Raw genomic sequence first — 18,364 nt, 5'->3', positions numbered from 1 at the left:
CTCTCGTCAGTTGCAGCCGCAGCCGCCGCCGCCCGTCCCGCCGCCGACGAGGGCGGCTTCCTTGCTGAACGCGATGTGCCCGTCGAGCTGCGCCTCGAGCGGGTCGGGCTCCCACGCCATGTCGGGACGCGCGAGCACCTCGCGCTCCCACGGCTGCACGGCGACGCACCCCGACGAGGCCATGGCGACCCACGCCGCGAGCGCGACGACACCCCCGTGGAGGATTCGCTTGTCCACGATCGTCCTCCCCTTCAGCGGGCCGGTGCGGCGGGCACGCTCAGCAGCTCGCGGATGCGACCCCGGAGCTCGCCGACGTCGCCCTGTCGGAAGCCCTCGTGCACGTACCGGACGACGCCGTTCGCATCGATCAGGAACGACGTCGGCATCGTCGAGATCTGGTAGGTCGACGGGACGGTTCCCTTCGGATCCGTCGCGCTCGGATAGGCGACGCCGAACTTCGCGAGAAAGCGGCGCGCCTTGTCGGGGTCGGTGTCGACGTTGACCGCGACGACCTGGAAGCCATCGTCGCCGAGCTCGCGCTGCAGCTCGTCGAGCTGCGGCAGGGAGGTGAGGCACGGCGCGCACCAGGAGGCCCAGAAGTCGAGATACACGACCTTGCCTCGATAGGCCTCGAGCCGGATGTCGGCGCCGCCGTCGATGGCGGGCACCGCGAACGCCGGCGCCGGATCGCCAGGCTCGACGGCACTCGCTCCCGAGGCCACGAGCGCGAGGGCGAGTGCGAGTGCGAGCACATAGGCAACCGGGCGACGGCGCTGCCGCCCACGAGCGAGGTCCATCCGCATTCGATCGATCTCCCCTGGCGGCGCTGCACGCCACCGCGGCCACCGCTGACCGGGCCGCGCAATGCGCGAACGGTCGTGCAGCGTCGGCGCAACCTGATCGACCTGCGGGCCCGCCACCTTGTGCGCACCGTCACCGCGCGGACCGCCATCGAGCGGCTTTGCGCGCGCCGAGTGCGTCGCTCCGCTCGCTTGCCGAGAGGCTGCGCAGGTGCTGCGCCATCGCCGCCCGCTTCGGGGCGCATACCGGGCGAGGTGAGCGAGATCACCAGTTTCGTGGGGAAATCACCGATGAGGCCCGGCGGCCGGCTCGCTCCCGTCGCGCGGCGCGATCCGCCGATCGACGACGAGCCTCTGCGGGCTCCGAACGGCCCGCCCGCGCGAGGACGAAGGCACGAGATGGCGGATCACACCTGCGCTCTCTTCCGTTCGCACCGACGCCGCGCGCACGCGCGCGGCCTGCTCGGCGTGCTCGGGCTCGGGGTCGCCCTGCTGCTCGTCGGCGCGACGGCCGCGATGGCGGGGCCGGTCGAGCGCGATCGAGCCAAGCGCATCCACGATCGCCTCGTCGGTGTCCCCCCCGACGAGACGACGCTGACACTGATGGAGCAGGACATCGTCGCGACCGACGTGCGCGGTGCCGCCTTCCGCGCCATGGCGCATCCCGAGTTCTTCACGACGTCGCTCAAGAACTGGATCACGCCGTGGACGAACGAGGAGCAGACCTCGTTCGCTCCGCTCAACGACTACACGGCCACCGTGATCGGCATCGTCCGCGACGGCCGTCCGTTCACCGAGGTGCTCTACGACGACGTGCTCTACGTGGGCGCCTCGAGCCTCGGCCTCACGCCCTACTCGCACGACGACAACTTCCACTACGAGGAGCTCGAGGCCGCACACGTCGACCTCTCGAACCCGACGCTCCTCGTGCGGCAGACGCAGTCGGGCCAGTCGGGCTCGCAGGTGCAGGCCTCGGAGGCTGCAGGCGTGCTCACGACGCGCGCCGCGGGGAAGGCGTTCTTCCGGGCCGGCACCAATCGCCGGATGTGGCGCTACACGGCGATGAACTTCCTGTGCCGCGACATGGAGCAGCTGAGCGACAACACGCGTCCCGCCGACCGCGTGCGCCAGGACGTGAGCCGATCGCCCGGCGGCGACAGCAGCGTGTTCCTGAACATGTGCGTGGGCTGCCATGCGCCGATGGACGCCGTCGCCGGCGCGTTCGCGTACTTCGAGTGGGTGCCGGATCCGAACGACCCCGACCTCGGTCGCGTCGTCCACACGCCGGGCGCGGTGCAGGGCAAGTACCTGATCAACGCGACGACCTTCCCGTTCGGGTATCTCACGACCGACAACCGCTGGGACAACTACTGGCGCGAGGGCGACTACAGCGTCCTCGGCTGGAACGGTCCGTCGAGCGGAGGCTGGGGCGCGAAGAGCCTCGGTCAGGAGATCGCGCTGAGCGACGCGTTCGCGGAGTGCCAGGTGCAGAAGATCTGGAAGCGCGTGTGCTTCCGGGAGCCGGCGAACCTCGCGGAGCGGCAGGAGGTGTCGCGCATCGCGACCGACGTCTTCGCTGCCAACAGCTACGACATCCGCGAGGCCTTCGCGGCCGTCGCCGAATACTGCATGGACGACTGACGGGCACGCGCGCGGCGAGAGGTCGCGCCCTGCCCTGCTCCCGCATCGGCATCGAGCGTTCGTCCAGAGGGAATCGAGGAGTGCCCGCATGAAGTCCGCGCACGCCTGCAACGAGAGGAAGTCGCCCCGACTCCGCGGCATCGGGCTCGCGCTCGGAATCGCGTTCGTGGTCGCGGGCGCGACGGCCTGCGGCGACTACGGCGGCGGCAGCCCCGGCTCGGGAGGCTCGTCGTCGAGCGGAAGCACGCTCCCGGGCGGCGGCGGGGGCTCCGCTCCCGACCCGGCACAGTCGATCCCCGCGTTCGAGACGACCGTGCTGCCGATCCTCCAGGCCCAGTGTGCCTCCTGCCACGCGGGCTCGGGCCCGGGCACCCCCGCGATCGCGCATGCCGACACGGCGACCGCCTACTACGCCTCGATGAACAACCAGAAGGTGAACCTCGGCAATCCGCTCGCATCGCGCCTGGTGCAGCGCCTCGCGGTGGACCTCCACTACTGCTGGGGCGTGTGCACGGTGAACGCCGAGGAGATGCGCGCCGCGATCGCCGACTGGGCGACGCAGATCAGCTACACGGGCGCCGGCGTCGACCCCGGAACGATTCGCACGAGTCAGCAGATGATGGCGGACGGCGTCGAGCTCGACTCGAGCGACGAACGCTATGCCAACAATCTGATCGCGCTGTGGGAGTTCAAGGAGGGCACGGGAACGACCGTGGCCGACACGAGCGGCATGGCTCCGGCCATCGACCTCACGCTCGAAGGCGCCGACGTGTCGTGGCTCCCGAGCTACGGCATCGACATCGTCGACGGCCGCGCGATCGCGGGGCCCGCCACCTCGCGCAAGCTCTACGACCGCATCGCGGCGCCGGGGACCGGCACGCAGCAGTACACCGTCGAGGCCTGGATCGTGCCTGCGAACATCGACCAGGGCGACAACACGCCCCGCATCATCAGCTACTCGCAGAACACGTCGAGCCGGAACTTCACGCTCGGCCAGGTCTTCTACCAGTACGCGTTCCGCAACCGCAACACCTCGGCGAACATCTCCACCAACGGCACGCCCGACCTCATCACCTACGACATGGACCGCGACGCCCAGGCCACGCTGCAGCACGTCGTGCTCACGTACAGCCTCGGTGCGGGCCGCCGCATCTACGTCGACGGCCTGTTCACCGACGACGTCGATCCGGTCGAGGCCCAGCCCATGTGGAACTGGGCGAGCGACTACTCGTTCCTCCTCGGCAACGAGCGCACCAACAACCGCCAGTGGAAGGGCAAGATCCAGCTCGTCGCGATCTACGACCAGGCGCTCACGCCCCAGCAGATCAACCAGAACTACCTCGCCGGCGTCGGCCGGAAGGTCGTGCTGCGCTTCGACGTCAGCCAGTGGGCGGGCCCGGGCGCCTATCTCGAGTTCCTCGTGAGCGAGCTCGACTCGAACAGCTACCTGTTCTGTCAGCCGGTCTTCTACGCGAACGCCGCGAACGGGCTCCGCATCGCCGGGCTGCGCATCGCGGTGAACGGCGTGATGCCCGTGAACGGCCAGGCGTTCGCGAACGTGGACGCGGCATCGTTCGGACAGCCCACGCAGATCTCGCGCCTCTGCTCGGTCATCGCCCAGGACCAGGGAGCCGGGCTCGACGTATTCGAGATCGACATCGAGATCGTCGACGGCTACGAGCACGACTTCGTCGAGACGGTGACGCCGGCCGGTGTCGACACGAGCGTGCTGCCGCCCGTGCCCGCCGAGGGGCTCCGCAACTTCGAGCTCGTGAACGCGAGCATGGCGACGCTCACGGGCGTGAGCCCGGCGACGCCGGCGGTGCAGTCCCAGTTCGTCGCCCTCCAGGAGCAGCTCCCGGCCGGCTTCGACCTGCGCACGTTCGTCTCCTCGAACCAGATGGGCATCTCGAAGCTCGCGCTCGAGTACTGCGACGAGCTCGTCGAGGACCCGGTGGCGCGCGACGCGTTCTTCGGCCCGGGCAGCACGTTCGCGTTCGACGCGCCGGTCGCCACCGCCTTCGCAGGCGCGAACGCCGACCTGGTCGTCGACCCGATCGTCGACAAGATGATGGGCGTCGGCATCCCGAACCAGCCGAGCACCGCAGGGGTGAAGGCCGAGGTGCACGCACTGATCTCGAGCCTGAATGCGAGCTGCACGGTGTGCGACGCGCAGCGGACGAAGGACACCGTGAAGGCCGCGTGCACCGCGGTCCTCGGCAGCGCCGTGGTGACGCTCCACTGAACGACCCCGCCGCCGCGGCCCGTCGCGCGCGCCCGCGCCGCGCGACCCGTCGCGAAGTTCGAAGAGGACGAACCGCATGAACCCGAAGCTCCGCGATCTCGAGCGCCGCTCCCTGGAGAGCTCCCGCCGGCTCGGCCACCGAAAGCCCGTCACGCGGCGCGAGTTCCTCGGCCGGGGGCTGCTCGGCGGCCTCGGCATGGCACTCGTCCCCTCGCTCTCGACGATCATCGCCCGTCACGCGAGCGCGGCTCCCAGCTGTGGCGGGTCGCTCGGCGGCGCCGGCAAGATCCCGTTCATCTGCTTCGACCTGGCGGGCGGTGCCAACATCGCCGGCGGAAACGTGCTGGTCGGCGACCAGGCCGGGCAGCTCGGTCCGCTCGGCGTCGACGGCTACGTGAAGCTCGGCATCCCCACCGACATGCTGCCGACCGATCCGGCCTTCGTCGATCAGACGCTCGGGCTCGCGTTCCACACCGACTCCGCGATGCTGCGCGGCATCGTCCAGCGCGCGCAGGCCACGACGCTCGCGCAGACGAACGGCGTGGTCGTGTGCGCGCGTTCCGAGAACGACACGCAGAACAATCCGCACAACCCGATGTACGGCATCGCCGCCGCGGGCGCGGATGGCGAGCTCCTCACGCTCATCGGCACGGACAACACCGACTCGGGGGGACGCTCGATCGCACCGATGGCGATGATCGACCCCGCGATCCGGCCGACCAAGATCGACCGTCCGTCCGATGCGACGGGCCTCGTCGACACGGGCAAGCTCGTCAACATGCTGGGTCAGGCGGACGCCGGCGCGGTGATGTCGGCCGTCGAGCAGATCAGCGCGCTCAAGCTCGGAACGATCGACGAGGATCAGCTGATCGAGGACCTCGTGCACTGCGGCTACATCCAGAGCGCGAGCCTCGTCCAGACGTTCGGCAGCCCGACGGCGCTCGACCCTTCGAACGATCCGGTGCTGAACCAGGTCATCACGCCCGCGGAGATCAACTCGAACGGCGACCTGCGCAAGACCGCGAGCGTCATGAAGCTCGTGCTGAACGGGTTCGCGGGCGCGGGAACGATCGAGCTCGGCGGCTACGACTACCACGACAGCACGCGCTCGACGGGCGAGCGTCGCGACGAGTCGGCCGGCCAGTGCATCGGCGCGATCCTCGAGTACGCCGCGCTGCTCAACCAGCAGGTGATGATCTACGTCTTCAGCGACGGCGCCGTGTCGAGCAACGGCGAGAACGACGACTCGGCGCAGGGTCGCGGGAAGGGCATCTGGAAGTCCGACAACGCGTCGACGTCGTCGGTGTTCATGCTCGCCTACAACCCGCCGCTCCTCGGGCCGCGGCCCGCGCTGACGCCCCAGACGGTGGGAAACCAGATCGGGTACTTCCGCTCGAACGGCTCGCTCGAGACCGCGGCGACGCTCGTCAGCAACTCGGTCGACCGCCTCGCCGAGGCCGTGGTGCTGAACTACCTGGCTCTCCACAACGATCTCGCGAGCTTCGACGGGGCCCTGCCCTTCAACGGACTCACGCCCTCCCAGCGGGCGGGCCTCACGGCGTTCGAGCCCATCCGGTAGCAGCGTCGCCGAACGTGCTCGCCGGCTTTCCTGAGTTCTTCCGAATTGTTGAGGCGCGAATTTCGCGTCTCGCATGAATCCCCTGGGCGCGTCCGATCCGCCCCGCGCCGGATGCCGGGTGGGCCGCCGTCTGGTACCCAGCCCCAATGGCAGGCCGGTACTTCGAAGAGCTCTCGGTCGGACAGGTGTTCGAGCACGCGCCCTCGCGCACCGTGACCGAGACCGACAACCTCCTCTTCTCCACGCTCACCATGAACCCGCAGCCGCTCCACCTGGACGCGGAGTTCGCGAAGTCGTCGCACTTCGGAGAGCGGCTCGTGAACAGCCTCTTCACGCTCGGGTTGCTCGTCGGCCTGAGCGTCTCGGACACCACGCTCGGAACGACCGTCGGCAACCTCGGCTTCGAGAAGGTCGAGTTCCCGAAGCCCGTGCTTCTCGGTGACACGTTGACCGCCTCGACCGAGGTGCTCGACAAGCGCGAGTCGCGCTCGAACCCGGGCTGGGGAATCGTGACGTTCGAGCACCGCGCGCGGAACCAGCGCGGCGAGATCGTGGCGCGTTGTCGACGCGCGGCGATGATGCTGCGCCGCCCGTGAGTCTCGAAGCGCTCCGCGCGCGCGCCCGCAGCTGGCGCACCTGGCACTTCGTCCCCGCCGCGAGCGACCGCATGCTCGCGCGAGCGGCGTCGCTCGAGGCGGACGCGCTGATCCTCGACCTCGAGGACTCCGTCGCGCCGGCGGACAAGCCCGCGGCGCGCGACCGCGCGCGAGCGTGGCTCTCCGCGACGAGCGTCCGCGCAGCCCGCGTCGTGCGCGTGAACCCCGCGTCGACACCGTGGAACGAGGACGACGTCGCGATGGCCGGCGCGCACGCCGACGTCGTGCTCGCGCCGAAGGTCGAATCCGCTCGCGATCTCGCCGCGCTCGACGAGCGAATCGAGGCCGCCGAGCGAGCTGCCGGACGACCGTCGCGCTCCGTCGGCGTCGCCGCGATCGCGACCGAGACGCCGCGCGCCGTCTTCCGCCTCGAAGAGATCGCCGACGGGCCGCGCCTCGTCGCGCTCACCTGGGGCGCCGAGGATCTGTCGGCCGCGCTCGGCGCGCGCGCGACGCGCGACGACGGCGGCGCGTACCTCGAGGTGTTCCGGCTCGCGCGTTCCCTCGCCCTGCTCGCCGCGGCGAGCGCCGGAATCGCCGCCGTCGACGGCGTCTTCACCGCGCTCGACGACGACGAGGGTCTCCGCGGCGAGGCGCATGCGGCGGCCGCGATGGGGTTCACGGGCAAGCTCACGATCCATCCGCGGCAGATCCCGGTCGTGAACGCGGCGTTCGGGCCGGATGCGCGCGCCGTCGCCGAGGCGCGCGAACTCGTCGCCGCCTACGAAGCGCACGCGGCGACGGGCCGCGGCGCGTTCGCCTTCCGCGGCGAGATGGTCGATGCTCCGCACCTCGCGCGCGCGCGGGCGCTGCTCGCGCGCGCCGAAGGCGGCGAACGGGCCTGACGCGGGCCGCACGTTCCGCGACGGAGGAATCGCGTGTTCGATCGCGAGCGCTACGAGCGATGGATCGCGGAGACACCGCCGGAGGGCCGGCCGGGCGTGCCCGCGGCGACCGTCATCCTCCTCCGCGATTGCGAGGACGGCGCCGGGGGGCTCGAGACGCTCATGCTCCGCCGCAACTCGAAGCTCGCGTTCGTGGGCGGAATGTGGGTCTTCCCGGGAGGCCGCGTCGACGATGCCGACCGCGAAGGGCTCGCGCGCAACGACGATCTCGCGTGCGCGCGCCGCGCGGCCGTGCGCGAGGCCGGCGAGGAGGCCGGGCTCGACGTCGACGAGCGGACGCTGGTGCCGTTCTCGCACTGGACGCCGCCGTCGATGACGCCCAAGCGGTTCCTCACCTGGTTCTTCGTGGCGCGCGCGCCGCACGGGCTCGTGACGATCGACGACGGCGAGATCAAGGCGCACCGCTGGATCCGGCCCGCCGACGCCATGGCCCGCAGGCAGGCGGGGGAGATCGAGCTCGCGCCCCCCACGTGGATCACCCTCGAGCGCCTCGCTCGCTATGCCAGCGTCGACGACGCGCTCGACCGCTCGCAGGCCGCGGTGCCCGAGATCTACGAGACCCGCATCGTCATGAGCGACACCGGTGCGGTCGCACTCTACGACGGCGACGCGGGCTACGAGGCCGCGGACGCGAGCCTGGCGGGCGGCCGGCACCGGCTCGAGATGCGCGACACGGGCTGGGTCTACCTGCGCGACGACTGGACGGTCTGACGAGACGACTCGACGGTCTGACGAGACGACTCGACGGTCTGACGCGACGGGCTAGCGACCGAGGTTCGCCTCGATCTGGGCGAGGGCCTCGAACGCGTAGGTGTCGTCGGCGAGCACGTACATCGTCGAGCGCCGGGCGACCGCACCGAAGCGACGCTTCTCGAGGTCGGACCCGTAGCCCAGGTGGACGCGCGGCAGTCCGAGCTCGGCCGCGCGCAGCAGCGCGTGGCGGAGCATCTGGCGGTACAGCCCCGCGGTCCGCGCGTAGCGATCGTCCATGCCGAGGACGGTCGGCACGTAGACGCCGCGACCCACGAAGCACGCGCCGACCGCGCACGGGAGGTCGCGCCCCTCGACGCCGCCGCCCGCGAGTTCCTCGCGCGGGTGGAGCAGCGTGAGCTCCCAGCTCGGGTCCGCCTCGGCGAGGCGGAACACGTCGTCCGGCAGGTCGAACGTATTGAACGCGAGACTGCGGCGCTTGACCTGGCAGTACAGATCCCACAGGTGCGCGTGCTCGTCGTCGCGCAGCCGGCGCGTTCCCTTGCCGACGATCTCGCGCTCGTAGTGCGCGTCGAAGGGCATCACCTGTCGACGCTGCGCGTAGCGGCTCTTCGGCGTGAGCCCCGCCAGGAACTCCTCTTCGGTCCGCCACGCGATCTCGACGGCGTGCGAGGTCGGCCCCTCGCGCGCCACGAAGCCCTCGCCCTCGAGGAAGGCGCGCAGCTCGTCGTCGTCGGCCGGCAGGTCGCGCAGCACGATCATCTCGGCCTCGAGAGCGCGCGCGTCGCGCCGCACGGCTTCGAGCATGCGGGCGAGCCCGTCGCGCCACTCGTCGCCGCTCTCGCGGTCGAGGAACAGGTGGTCGCCCTCGGAGAGCAGCGTTCCGGCCGCGAAGGCGCGCACCGTCAGGTACTCGGGGTCCTCGCGCCGTCGCTCCTCGACGACGCGCGACACGGCCTCGTCCGCGTCGACGTCGACCTTCCAGCGGAAGCACGAGAAGGGCGCGGCGACGACCGTCCGGCCGCGCGCGTCGACGCCGCGGTAGTAGCGGAACGTCGACGCGTTCGGTCCGGCCGCCTCGCGGCCGAGCAGCCGCTCGGCGAAGCGCTGGCCGGCGACGTCGAACGCGCCCCGGCCGCCGAAGCACTGGTTCCACGTCACCTCGGGCACGTCGGCGATGGTCGCCGCGCACGCGAGCTCCACGTGGCGCGCGCGCGCGGCCGCGCGCGGCGTCGCCGTTCCCGACGTCGCGAAGCGATGCGTCTCGGGGAGGCGGAAGTCCGCGAACACCTCCGTCGGCGAATCACCCGTCTCGCGGAAGGCCGCCTCGAAGTGCCGATCGATCGCGTCGACGAGCGCCTCGATGTCGCCGGGCTCGAGGTGGCGCGTCAAGGTGAAGCGGATGCCGGTGCGACGCGTGGAGACGGCCGGGAACCCGACCGCGTTCACGTGGAAGCCCTCGCGCGTGAGCCGCTGGCCGAGCGCGTATGCGACCCGCACCGGTCCGCACGCGACGAATCGCACCGGCGTGCGCTGCGACGACGCGAGCGGGATGCCCGCGCTCGCCAGGCGATCGTTGCAGAGCTCGAGACGCGCCTGCAGGTCCGCCTGCAGCGACTCGATCTCGGGCGAGAGATGGATGCGCGCCGACGCGATCGCCGCTCCGAGCAGCGCTGGCTGCATGGGACCGCCGAAGATCAGCGACGGGCCGAGCAGCCGGAGGCGCCGCGCGAGCTGAGGATCGGGGACGACGATCGCCGCCCCCCCGCCCGCGAACGACTTCGACAGGCTCGTCGTGACGACCATGCGCGGGTGCAGCGCGTACTTCTCGAGCGCGACGCCGCGCCCGTGCCGTCCCCGCCAGCTCATCCCATGCGCGTCGTCGACATAGAGGTGCAGCTGCGGATGCCGATCGAGCAGCGCCTGCAGGGCGCCGATCGGCGCGGTGTCGCCCGCCATGCTGTACACGCCGTCGGCCAGGTACCAGACGCGATCGCACTCGCGCGAGAGCGCCTCGACACGCTCTTCGAGCATCGCGAGGTCGCTGTGCCGGACCGTCTCGATGCGCGTCCCGCCCGAGCGCAGCATCGAGGACGTGAGCTGCACGCTCGCGTGCACGCTCTGGTCGAGCAGCACGACGTCGCGCCCGCCGATCAGCACGGGGAACGCGGAGAAGTGCGCGAGGGTCGTCGTCGCCGTCGTCACGACGTGCGCGTCGAAGATCCGTTCGAGCAGATGCTCGAGCTCGAGGTACTGCGGCGACGACACGTAGGTGCGCGACGACGAGATCTGCGTGCCGTAGCGCTCGACCGCGTCGATCGACGCGCGCTTGAGGCGCTCGTCGAGCTCGAGGCCGAGATAGCTGCACGATCCGAAGTTGAGCCGCCGCTCCCCATCGATCGTCACGAAGCGGCCGTCGAGCCGCTCGTCCTCGAGGACGAGGTGGCCGAGGCCGCGCTGCACGCCCGAGTCGATGTGCGATTCGATCAACGCGAGCTGCGCGGAGTGGTCCACGCCTTCCCCCCTCGGCGGCACACGCGCCGTTCGCCCGGGCGACGCGGGCGGCGCCTCCATCGGCAGGAGTCGGGCGACTCCTTGAGCAGGAGACACGCAACTCGGAGGAACTTCGGTATGGTCGCCGGGGCTTTGCCCAGGGTCCGCGGCATCGAGGCCGCTGCCGTCGGCCGCCGATGCGCACCGAGGGATTCGCTTGGCGGAGGTCTCCTACCGATCGCTCGGCTTCGTCGTCGACGTCCTCGCACGCCGCGGCGTGGACGTCGCTCCGCTCGTCCACGGGCTGCCGATCTCGGTCGACGACGCGTCGCGCCTGCGCGGCGGCTTCGCGTGGTCGACGTTCGCGGAGCTGATCCGCCGCGCGACGGTCGCGCTCGAGCCCCACGGCGGCATCGAGCGCGCCGTCTACGAGCACGCCGAGGCCCCCCTCCCCGCCTGGCTGTCGCCCGTCGTCCGCGCCCTCGTCCGCCCGCGCGACATCCTGTGGATGGGCGCGCGTTGGATGGGGCGGAGCATGTGGCCCATCACGCGGGCCACGTTCGAGGACATCTCGCGCTCGCGCGTGCGCGAGACGATCGAGATCCCGCCCGAGTACGAGGACGTCCCGGAGTTCTTCGTCGCGGTCCGCGGTGCGATCCGCTCCGCGCCGCGCGTGCTCGGCTACGCCGACGCCCTCGTCGACATGGAGCTGCAGCCGCGTCGCGCGATCTACACGATCGAGCTCCCGACGCGCGCGATCGCCGCGTCGCCGCGTTCCGCGCCGGACGAGGAGATCCTGAAGGCGATCGAGGAGATGGGCGCGCAGCTCGACGAGCTCCAGGCCACCCAGGACGCACTGCGCGCGATCAACGCGGACCTCGAGGAGCGCGTGCGCGACCGGACGCGCGAGCTGCTCGTCTCGCGCGCGCGTCTCGAGGAGTCGCACCGGCTCGCGTCGCTCGGCACGCTCGCCGCCGGTATCGCACACGAGATCAACAATCCGCTGGCCGCGATCCAGGCGACGGCGCAGCTGGCGCAGGCGCAGCAGCGGCGGGACCCCTCCCACCGGGTCGAGGACGAGGTCCTGTCGCGCATCGTCGACGAAGCGCGGCGCGGGTCGCGCATCGTCCGCGGGCTCCTGCAGTTCGCACGCGGCGAGCCGGCCGAGCGCTGGCCGACGCAGCTGGCGCTCGTCGTCGACCGCGCGCTCGTGGTCGCGAGCGACCTCGCCGAGCAGGCGGGCGTGCGCGTCGTCCTCGAGCCGAGCGACGCCTCGCTCTCGGTCGTCGCGAACCCGGTACAGCTCGAGCAGGCGCTCCTGTGCCTGGTGAGCAACGCGATCGAGGCGACCGCGCCGACGGGCGCCGTGGTGGTGCGCTGGGCGCGCACCGAGGCGGGTGTGCGCATCAGCGTCGTCGACGCCGGCGCGGGCATCGCGGCCGACGTCCTGCCGCGCGTGCTCGAGCCGTTCTTCACGACGCGCATCGACGAGGGCGCGAGCGGGCTCGGCCTCAGCACCGCGCACGGCATCGTCGAGCAGCACGGCGGCCGCATCGAGATCGAGACCGCGCCCGGCGCGGGCACGTCCGTGCACGTCGACCTCCCCGCGCACTCGCCCGAGCCCTGATCGCGTTCGCTAGCGTGCGCGCCGCATGACGCAGAACCGGCCCCCGGTGCCCGCCAGCCCCGCCTACCGCGCCTGGGTGCTGTTCGTGCTGTTCCTCGTCTACGTCGTCAACTTCGTCGACCGACAGATCCTCTCGAGCCTCGTCGGACCGATCCGCGCGGAGCTCGGCGCGAGCGACTTCCAGATGGGGCTGCTCGGCGGGCTCGCGTTCGCCGTGCTGTACTCGATCGCCGGCATCCCGATCGCGCGGCTCGCCGACACGGGCAACCGGCGCAACGTCGTGACGTTCGCGCTCGCCGCGTGGAGCGCACTGACGGCGCTCTGCGGCACGGCGACGAGCTACGGCCAGCTGCTCCTCTACCGGATCGGCGTCGGCATCGGCGAGGCGGGCGGGAGCGCGCCCTCGCACGCGCTCGTGGCCGACTACTTCCCCGCCGCGCAGCGCGGGCGCGCGCTCGCACTGCTGGCCACGGGAATCCACGTCGGCATCTTCGTCGGCCTCGTCACGGGCTCGCAGTTCTCGGAGGACTGGCGCGACGCGTTCGTCGTCGTCGGGCTGCCCGGGCTCGCGCTCGCCCTGCTCGTCCGCTTCACCGTCCGCGAGCCCGAGCGCGGCGGGACCGACGCGGCGCCGCCGCCCGTCGAGGTCCCGACCTTCGCCGAGACCCTCCGCACGCTGCTTCGCTCGCCGACCGTCGTGCTCGTGCTCGCGGGCGCGTCGGTCGCCGCACTCTCGGGCTACGCGTTCGCGTTCTGGGGATACGAGTTCTTCGCGCGCGTCCACGACCTCGACCGCCCGACGATCGGGTGGAGCCTCGGCCTCGCGACCGCCGTCGGCGGCGGCCTCGGGACGGCGGCGGGCGGCCAGCTCGGCGACCGGCTCGGCCTGCGCGACCCGCGCTGGTACGGGTTCGTGTGCGCGGCGGGCATGCTCGCGACGCTCCCGCTCGGCGCCGCCGCGCTCTACGCAGAGAGCGTGCCCGCCGCGCTCGCCTTCGCCGCCGCCTTCCTGTTCGCGGGCGCGGTCTACGCCGGGCCGATGTACGCGATCCTCCAGGGTCTCGCGCCCGCACGCATGCGCACGATGGCCGCGGCGCTCTTGTTCCTCTGCACGAACCTGATCGGGCTCGGCGCCGGCCCGCCCATCGTCGGCGCGCTCAACCCCCTGCTCGAGCCCGCCGCGGGCCGCGACGCGATCCGTCACTCGCTCGCGATCGTCACCGCGCTCAACCTTCCCGTCGCAGTCGTGTTCGTCGCGATCGGGCGCCGGCTCGGCCGCGCGTCGCCTGCCCCGGGAGCGCCCGAGGTGCCGGCCGCCGGCAGCGCGCGGACGAGCCGCCGCGCATAGCGCGCGTGCGCGAGCGGGCTCGGGTGGCCGTCGTGCGGAAGATTGCGCATGCCCGGCGCGTCGAGGTCGATGGCCAGGTCGAGCCCCGTCGCGCCGGCGCGCTCCGCGTGCGCGCGCATCGCTTCGGAGTGCGCGTTGCGCGTGAGCGTCGCGAACACGACGCGCGCGCCGCTCGCCCGCGCCTCGGCGACGAAGCGGTCGACGATCGCGCGCGTCACGGCCGCGCTGTCGACCCGGCGCCGCTCGAGCTCGTTCCACGCCTGCTCGAGCCGGTGGACGAGCGCCGACGCGGTCATGCCCGGCCACGGCCGATACGCGACGCGCGCCATCTCGACCTCGAGCGCGCCGTCGCGGCCGAGGCGCGCGAACGGCTGCACGAGCGGGCCGAGCCGCTGGAAGGGCGCGACGCGCTTGCGCCGCCGCCGCGTGAACGTGTTGCGCTCGTCGTGGAACGACGCGTAGGCGAGCACGACGACCGCGGGCGCCGGCCGCTCGCGCAGCGCGCGCTCGAGCTGGAGCAGCGACTGCAGCGTCCCGTAGCCGCTCACCGCGAAGTTGCGCACGTCGAGGTCGGGCCGCAGCCGCTCGAGCTGCCACGCGTAGGTCGCGTCGTCGTCGACGGCCCAGCCGTACGTGAACGAGCAGCCGAAGATCCAGAGCCCGGGCGCGTCCAGCGCCGGCGCCTCGCCCGGCGGACGCGTCGCGCGCAGGCCGTCCGCGTCGACCGTCGTCGTGAACGCGAGGCCGGTCGGGAAGCGGATGCGGTAGCGGCCCGGGAGGCTCGCGTAGCCGAGGACGGGGTCCGCGCGGTAGAGCCGCCCGCCCGGCTCGACGAGCAGCTCGGCCGGCCGCGCGTCCCACGGCCTTCCCCCGCGCAGCCGCACGATCCCCTCGCCGACGCCCGCGGTCGCGACGCCCAGCGCGAGGACGAAGAGCGCGTAGGCGACGCGCACGCGCGCCGTCGGTGCGCGGGTCACGGCGCGCGTCAGACCGGCGGGCGCAGATCCGAGGGCATGTTGTCGACGTAGCAGCGCTCCTCGACGCGCTGCCGGATGCGCCATCCGTCCGCGGTGCGCACGAGCTCGTCGACGTACCACAGGCCGCACACGAAGACGTGCTCCTTGCCGCCGCGGTCCATCACCATCGGGTTGTGGCAGATCGTTCGCGCGCTCGCGCGGTCGCCGTCGAGCTCGAGCACCGTGTTCGCGATCATGTGCTGGAAGCTCTTGAACATCACCATCGAGCGTTCGAGGAAGGCCTTCGTCTCGGCGAGCGTTCCCTTCGAGCCCCCGAGCGCGGTGTAGTCGATGTGGGCATCGGGCGTGAAGACGCGATCGAGCCCGTCGAAGTCGCGCGTGTCGATGCAGTGCGAGTAGCGGACGAGGAGCTCCTGGATCTCGATGCGGTCGGAGATCTCCTGAAGACTGAGCGGCACGGCGGCCTCCTCCTGGGTACGGCGGGTTTCGGGCACTCTCGGTCGGACACGCGGTGTCCGCCTCGCGCGGCGGTGCGGCGCGAGCGCTCGAGTATAGTCGCCGCGCGATGACGCAGGGCGAGCGGGCCGGACGAGATCGCGCGCCGCGCGGCCGCCGCGTGGCGCTGCGCGTCGCGAGCGCGGCGCTCGGGACGGTGCTCGGCATCGCGCTCGTCGGCGCCGCGCTCGTCGCGCTCGACGGCGCCCTCCTCCTCGAAGACTTCGCCGCGGCGCGCGCCAACGCGACCTCGTGGCACGATCCGAACACGCGCTTCGATCCCGAGCTCGGATGGGCGCCGATCCCGTCTCGCCGCGTCGAGCTCGACTGGGGCACGATCGAGACCGACGAGCACGGCTATCGCTCGCCGCCGCTGCGGCCGGGGAGCGCGCGCATCGCCGTGCTCGGCGACTCGGTCGCCTGGGGCTTCGGCGTCGACGGCGACGCGGCGTTCCCCGCGCGCCTCTCCCGCGCGCTCGCGCCCTTCGGCGTCGACGTCGCGAACCTCGCCGTCTCGGGCTACGGGCTCGACCAGACGTGGCTGTGGTTCGCGCGCCAGCGCGAGGCGCTGCCCGCGCTGCGCCACGTCGTGCTCGCGCTGTGCGCGCGCAACGACGTCGCCGACACGCAGTCGAACGCGCGCTACGGACGCCGCAAGCCGCTCTTCCGGCGCGCGCGAACCGGCGAGGCGTCGGACGACGGCATCGTCCTCGACGACGGGCCGATCCGCCGTCACAGCCTGCGCCACTGGTACGCCGACAGCCGCTTCCTGCGCGGTGCGCTCGCGCGCGTTCCCGCCCTCGACGCGTTCGTGCGCGCGCGCCTCGGCGACGTGCTGCTCGACCGCGCGGAGACCGACGCCGTGATCGGCGCGCTGCTCGCGCGCATCGACCGCGAGACGCGCGCGCGCGGAGGCGAGCTGCACGTCGTGCTGCTGCCCGCGCGCGACGACCTCGACGGCGAGGGCGACGACTACCGCCTCCTGCGCGCGCGCACGCTGAGCGCTCGCCTGCCGCTGGTCGAGGTGCTCGCCCGGCTTCGCGCCGCGACGCTCGGCGGCGCGCGGAGCCAGGCGGTCTTCCTCGACGCGATGCACCTGCGCGCGCGCGGCCACGCGATCGTGGCGCGCGCGCTGCTCGATCACCTCGCCGCCGTCGACCCCGCGCTCGCGCCCGACGCGCGCACGCGCGCGAGGTCCCAGACGACGAGCCCACCCCCGCGCGCGTCGGGAGGGCCGTAGGCGCGCTCGAGATCGCGGCGCGCGCGCGCGCGCGCGCGCGCGCAGTACGCGCCACACGTCGCCGTGCGCGCGCGGGCGGGCGCCGCCGCGCCGCGCGCCGCGCGGAGCGCCGTCTCCTCCCGCTCGAGGTCGAGGTGCAGGACGAGCCAGCGCGCGCGCGTGCGCAGCACCGGCGCAGGAGCGAGCGCGACGGCGTTGCGCCAGGCGAAGGCGTCCGTGCGCGCGTAGTCCTCGTCGTTCGCGACGATCACGTCCTCACCGTGCACCTCCTGGTAGGCGGGCACCGCATGGCCGAAGCCCCAGAACGGGTGCCACGGCGCCTCGACGACGGCGCCGCGCTCGCGCGCACCCGACGCGAGCTCCGCGTAGAAGCGGGGGAGCGCGGGCGGCGCGAGACGCGCGCGCGAGCGCGTGAACAGGAGGTAGTCGTCGTGATGCCGGAACGCGCTGCGCCAGCGGCCCGCGTCCGGAAGCGGCCCGGCGGCGACGAGCGCCGCGATCGCCGCGGCCGCGACGAGCGCCGTCCGACGCGTGCGCGCCGCGACCGCCTCGACGCCGAACGCGACGCAGAGCGCCGCGGCGGGAAGCGCGACGAGCCACGCGCGCGCGGCGACGACGGGCGAGTCGAGCTTGGGCGCGAGCACGGCGAGCCCGACGAGCTGCGCGGCGATGCCGCCGACCGCGCAGCCGACGAGCGCGCGCCCCCCGCCGCCCCGCCGCCATCCGATCGCGGCGCCGAGCACGGCGAGCGCGCCGACGACGAGCGCGCCCGGCCCTGCCACGCCCGCGTGCAGCTGCGCGACCTCGAGCGCGATCGCGAGCGTCGCACCCGGTGCGCCGCGCTTGCGCGCGACGAGCTCGGCGAGCGAGCCCGCCGCCGGCGCGAGGAGCGCGCCGCCCGCCAGCGCGAGGCCGAGCGCGGACGCGCCGACGTGCGCGAGACGCCGCGGCCCGCCGGCGTCGCCCGCCCGCACGCGGCCGGTCTCGTCGCGACCGCGCGGCGCGCGCAGCGCGGACGCGGCTCCGAAGGCGAGCGGCCCGAGCGCGAACGGCCCCGCGCCGAGATGCAGCCAGATCGCGAGCGCGCCGAGCGCGGCGAAGCCCGCCGCGAAGCGCGCGCCCTCCCCGCTCCAGAAGCGCGCGAAGCACACGAGCGCGAGCGTCGCTGCGGGGAGCACGAGCGCGTAGGAGCGCACCATCGACCCGTACGCCACGAGCATCGGGAGGACGGCGAGCAGCCACGCCCAGACGACGGCGACGCGCCGCCCGACGAGCGGCGCGGCGAGCGCCGGCGCGAGCGCGAGCAGCGCGAGCGAGCCCGCGAGCGGCGGCGCGCGCAGCGCGAGCTCCGAGAGCGGAACGCCGGCGTCGAGCGCGAGGCGATACAGCGCGGTGAGCGGAAGGCTGTGATCGGTGACGCGATAGGTCGAGAGGATCTCGCCCACCGGCATCGCGAGCGCGGCGCGCACGGCGTGGAGCTCGTCGTCGCCGACGACCTGCCGCGCGAGGCCCGCGCAGCGGAGCGCCATGCCGACGGCGACCGGCGCGGCGAGAGGGAGCGCCAGGTGCGCGCGCAGTCGCGCCACGTCGCCGTCCTGCATGCGCGGCAGCTTCCGTCAGCCGCCCTTCGCGCGCCACCCGGACGGC

The 18,364-nt window shown here is 72.9% G+C and carries 14 protein-coding genes; 9 read left to right on the top strand and 5 right to left on the bottom strand.

Features of this window, described 5'->3' with window-relative positions; all coding sequences use genetic code 11:
- Positions 1 to 6: 6 nt before the first annotated feature.
- Together R3E88_10535 and R3E88_10530 are read right to left on the bottom strand one after the other, a co-directional pair.
- Positions 7 to 183: a DUF4266 domain-containing protein gene (locus R3E88_10535; protein ID MEZ4216902.1), complete on the bottom strand. Its 177-nt coding sequence runs from the start codon at positions 181 to 183 to the stop codon at positions 7 to 9.
- A 68-nt stretch (positions 184 to 251) separates the two neighbouring features.
- On the bottom strand, positions 252 to 752 hold the full coding sequence (locus tag R3E88_10530; protein ID MEZ4216901.1) for a TlpA disulfide reductase family protein: 501 nt from the start codon (positions 750 to 752) through the stop codon (positions 252 to 254).
- 447 nt (positions 753 to 1,199) lie between these two features.
- On the opposite strand from R3E88_10530, the gene R3E88_10525 reads away from it, so the two are divergent.
- The 6 genes from R3E88_10525 to R3E88_10500 all read left to right on the top strand — a co-directional run bounded on the left by R3E88_10525 (position 1,200) and on the right by R3E88_10500 (position 8,537).
- Positions 1,200 to 2,441, top strand: a complete 1,242-nt coding sequence (locus R3E88_10525) for a hypothetical protein (protein MEZ4216900.1) — start codon at positions 1,200 to 1,202, stop codon at positions 2,439 to 2,441.
- An 88-nt stretch (positions 2,442 to 2,529) separates the two neighbouring features.
- On the top strand, positions 2,530 to 4,686 hold the full coding sequence (locus R3E88_10520; GenBank protein MEZ4216899.1) for a LamG domain-containing protein: 2,157 nt from the start codon (positions 2,530 to 2,532) through the stop codon (positions 4,684 to 4,686).
- 76 nt (positions 4,687 to 4,762) lie between these two features.
- Positions 4,763 to 6,265: a hypothetical protein gene (locus tag R3E88_10515; protein MEZ4216898.1), complete on the top strand. Its 1,503-nt coding sequence runs from the start codon at positions 4,763 to 4,765 to the stop codon at positions 6,263 to 6,265.
- Positions 6,266 to 6,411: 146 nt separating this feature from the next.
- Positions 6,412 to 6,861: a MaoC family dehydratase gene (locus R3E88_10510; protein MEZ4216897.1), complete on the top strand. Its 450-nt coding sequence runs from the start codon at positions 6,412 to 6,414 to the stop codon at positions 6,859 to 6,861.
- Entirely contained in the window at positions 6,858 to 7,766 is a 909-nt protein-coding gene (locus R3E88_10505) for a CoA ester lyase (protein ID MEZ4216896.1), read from the top strand. The genes R3E88_10510 and R3E88_10505 overlap by 4 nt, the downstream gene beginning before the upstream one ends.
- A 33-nt stretch (positions 7,767 to 7,799) precedes the next feature.
- Entirely contained in the window at positions 7,800 to 8,537 is a 738-nt protein-coding gene (locus R3E88_10500) for an NUDIX hydrolase (protein ID MEZ4216895.1), read from the top strand.
- Between the two features lie 51 nt (positions 8,538 to 8,588).
- Here the strand turns inward: R3E88_10500 and R3E88_10495 are convergent, their stop codons facing one another.
- Positions 8,589 to 11,051: an aminotransferase class I/II-fold pyridoxal phosphate-dependent enzyme gene (locus R3E88_10495; protein ID MEZ4216894.1), complete on the bottom strand. Its 2,463-nt coding sequence runs from the start codon at positions 11,049 to 11,051 to the stop codon at positions 8,589 to 8,591.
- A gap of 196 nt (positions 11,052 to 11,247) precedes the next feature.
- Here R3E88_10495 and R3E88_10490 point away from each other — a divergent pair, with 196 nt between their 5' ends.
- Both R3E88_10490 and R3E88_10485 read left to right on the top strand, forming a co-directional pair.
- Positions 11,248 to 12,657 carry an ATP-binding protein gene (locus tag R3E88_10490; protein MEZ4216893.1) on the top strand — a complete coding sequence of 470 codons (1,410 nt, stop codon included), beginning with the start codon at positions 11,248 to 11,250 and terminating at the stop codon, positions 12,655 to 12,657.
- 25 nt (positions 12,658 to 12,682) lie between these two features.
- The gene (locus R3E88_10485; protein MEZ4216892.1) at positions 12,683 to 14,005 is read left to right on the top strand and encodes an MFS transporter; all 1,323 of its coding nucleotides are present in this window, start codon (positions 12,683 to 12,685) and stop codon (positions 14,003 to 14,005) included.
- Positions 14,006 to 14,990: 985 nt separating this feature from the next.
- Here R3E88_10485 and R3E88_10480 read toward each other — a convergent pair.
- A complete protein-coding gene (locus R3E88_10480; GenBank protein MEZ4216891.1) occupies positions 14,991 to 15,440 on the bottom strand; it encodes a nuclear transport factor 2 family protein in 450 nt (149 codons plus the stop codon).
- 158 nt (positions 15,441 to 15,598) lie between these two features.
- Between R3E88_10480 and R3E88_10475 the strand changes: the two genes are divergently transcribed.
- A complete protein-coding gene (locus R3E88_10475; protein ID MEZ4216890.1) occupies positions 15,599 to 16,717 on the top strand; it encodes a hypothetical protein in 1,119 nt (372 codons plus the stop codon).
- Here R3E88_10475 and R3E88_10470 read toward each other — a convergent pair.
- Positions 16,618 to 18,318 carry a hypothetical protein gene (locus tag R3E88_10470; protein ID MEZ4216889.1) on the bottom strand — a complete coding sequence of 567 codons (1,701 nt, stop codon included), beginning with the start codon at positions 18,316 to 18,318 and terminating at the stop codon, positions 16,618 to 16,620. The two genes, R3E88_10475 and R3E88_10470, sit on opposite strands and share 100 nt — an antisense overlap.
- Positions 18,319 to 18,364 lie beyond the last annotated feature (46 nt).

Source organism: Myxococcota bacterium, assembly GCA_041389495.1.
In the GTDB taxonomy this organism is placed as follows: domain Bacteria; phylum Myxococcota_A; class UBA9160; order UBA9160; family UBA4427; genus JAWKRT01.
This window is presented reverse-complemented; position numbering and strand designations above follow the sequence as displayed.

What these genes read in the sequence shown, in the direction of transcription:
- R3E88_10535 (MEZ4216902.1), bottom strand. Translation starts at nt 183, where the DNA reads ATGGCCTCGTCGGGGTGCGTCGCCGTGCAGCCGTGGGAGCGCGAGGTG.
- R3E88_10525 (MEZ4216900.1), top strand. Translation starts at nt 1,200, where the DNA reads ATGGCGGATCACACCTGCGCTCTCTTCCGTTCGCACCGACGCCGCGCG.
- R3E88_10520 (MEZ4216899.1), top strand. Translation starts at nt 2,530, where the DNA reads ATGAAGTCCGCGCACGCCTGCAACGAGAGGAAGTCGCCCCGACTCCGC.
- R3E88_10515 (MEZ4216898.1), top strand. Translation starts at nt 4,763, where the DNA reads ATGAACCCGAAGCTCCGCGATCTCGAGCGCCGCTCCCTGGAGAGCTCC.
- R3E88_10510 (MEZ4216897.1), top strand. Translation starts at nt 6,412, where the DNA reads ATGGCAGGCCGGTACTTCGAAGAGCTCTCGGTCGGACAGGTGTTCGAG.
- R3E88_10485 (MEZ4216892.1), top strand. Translation starts at nt 12,683, where the DNA reads ATGACGCAGAACCGGCCCCCGGTGCCCGCCAGCCCCGCCTACCGCGCC.
- R3E88_10470 (MEZ4216889.1), bottom strand. Translation starts at nt 18,318, where the DNA reads ATGCAGGACGGCGACGTGGCGCGACTGCGCGCGCACCTGGCGCTCCCT.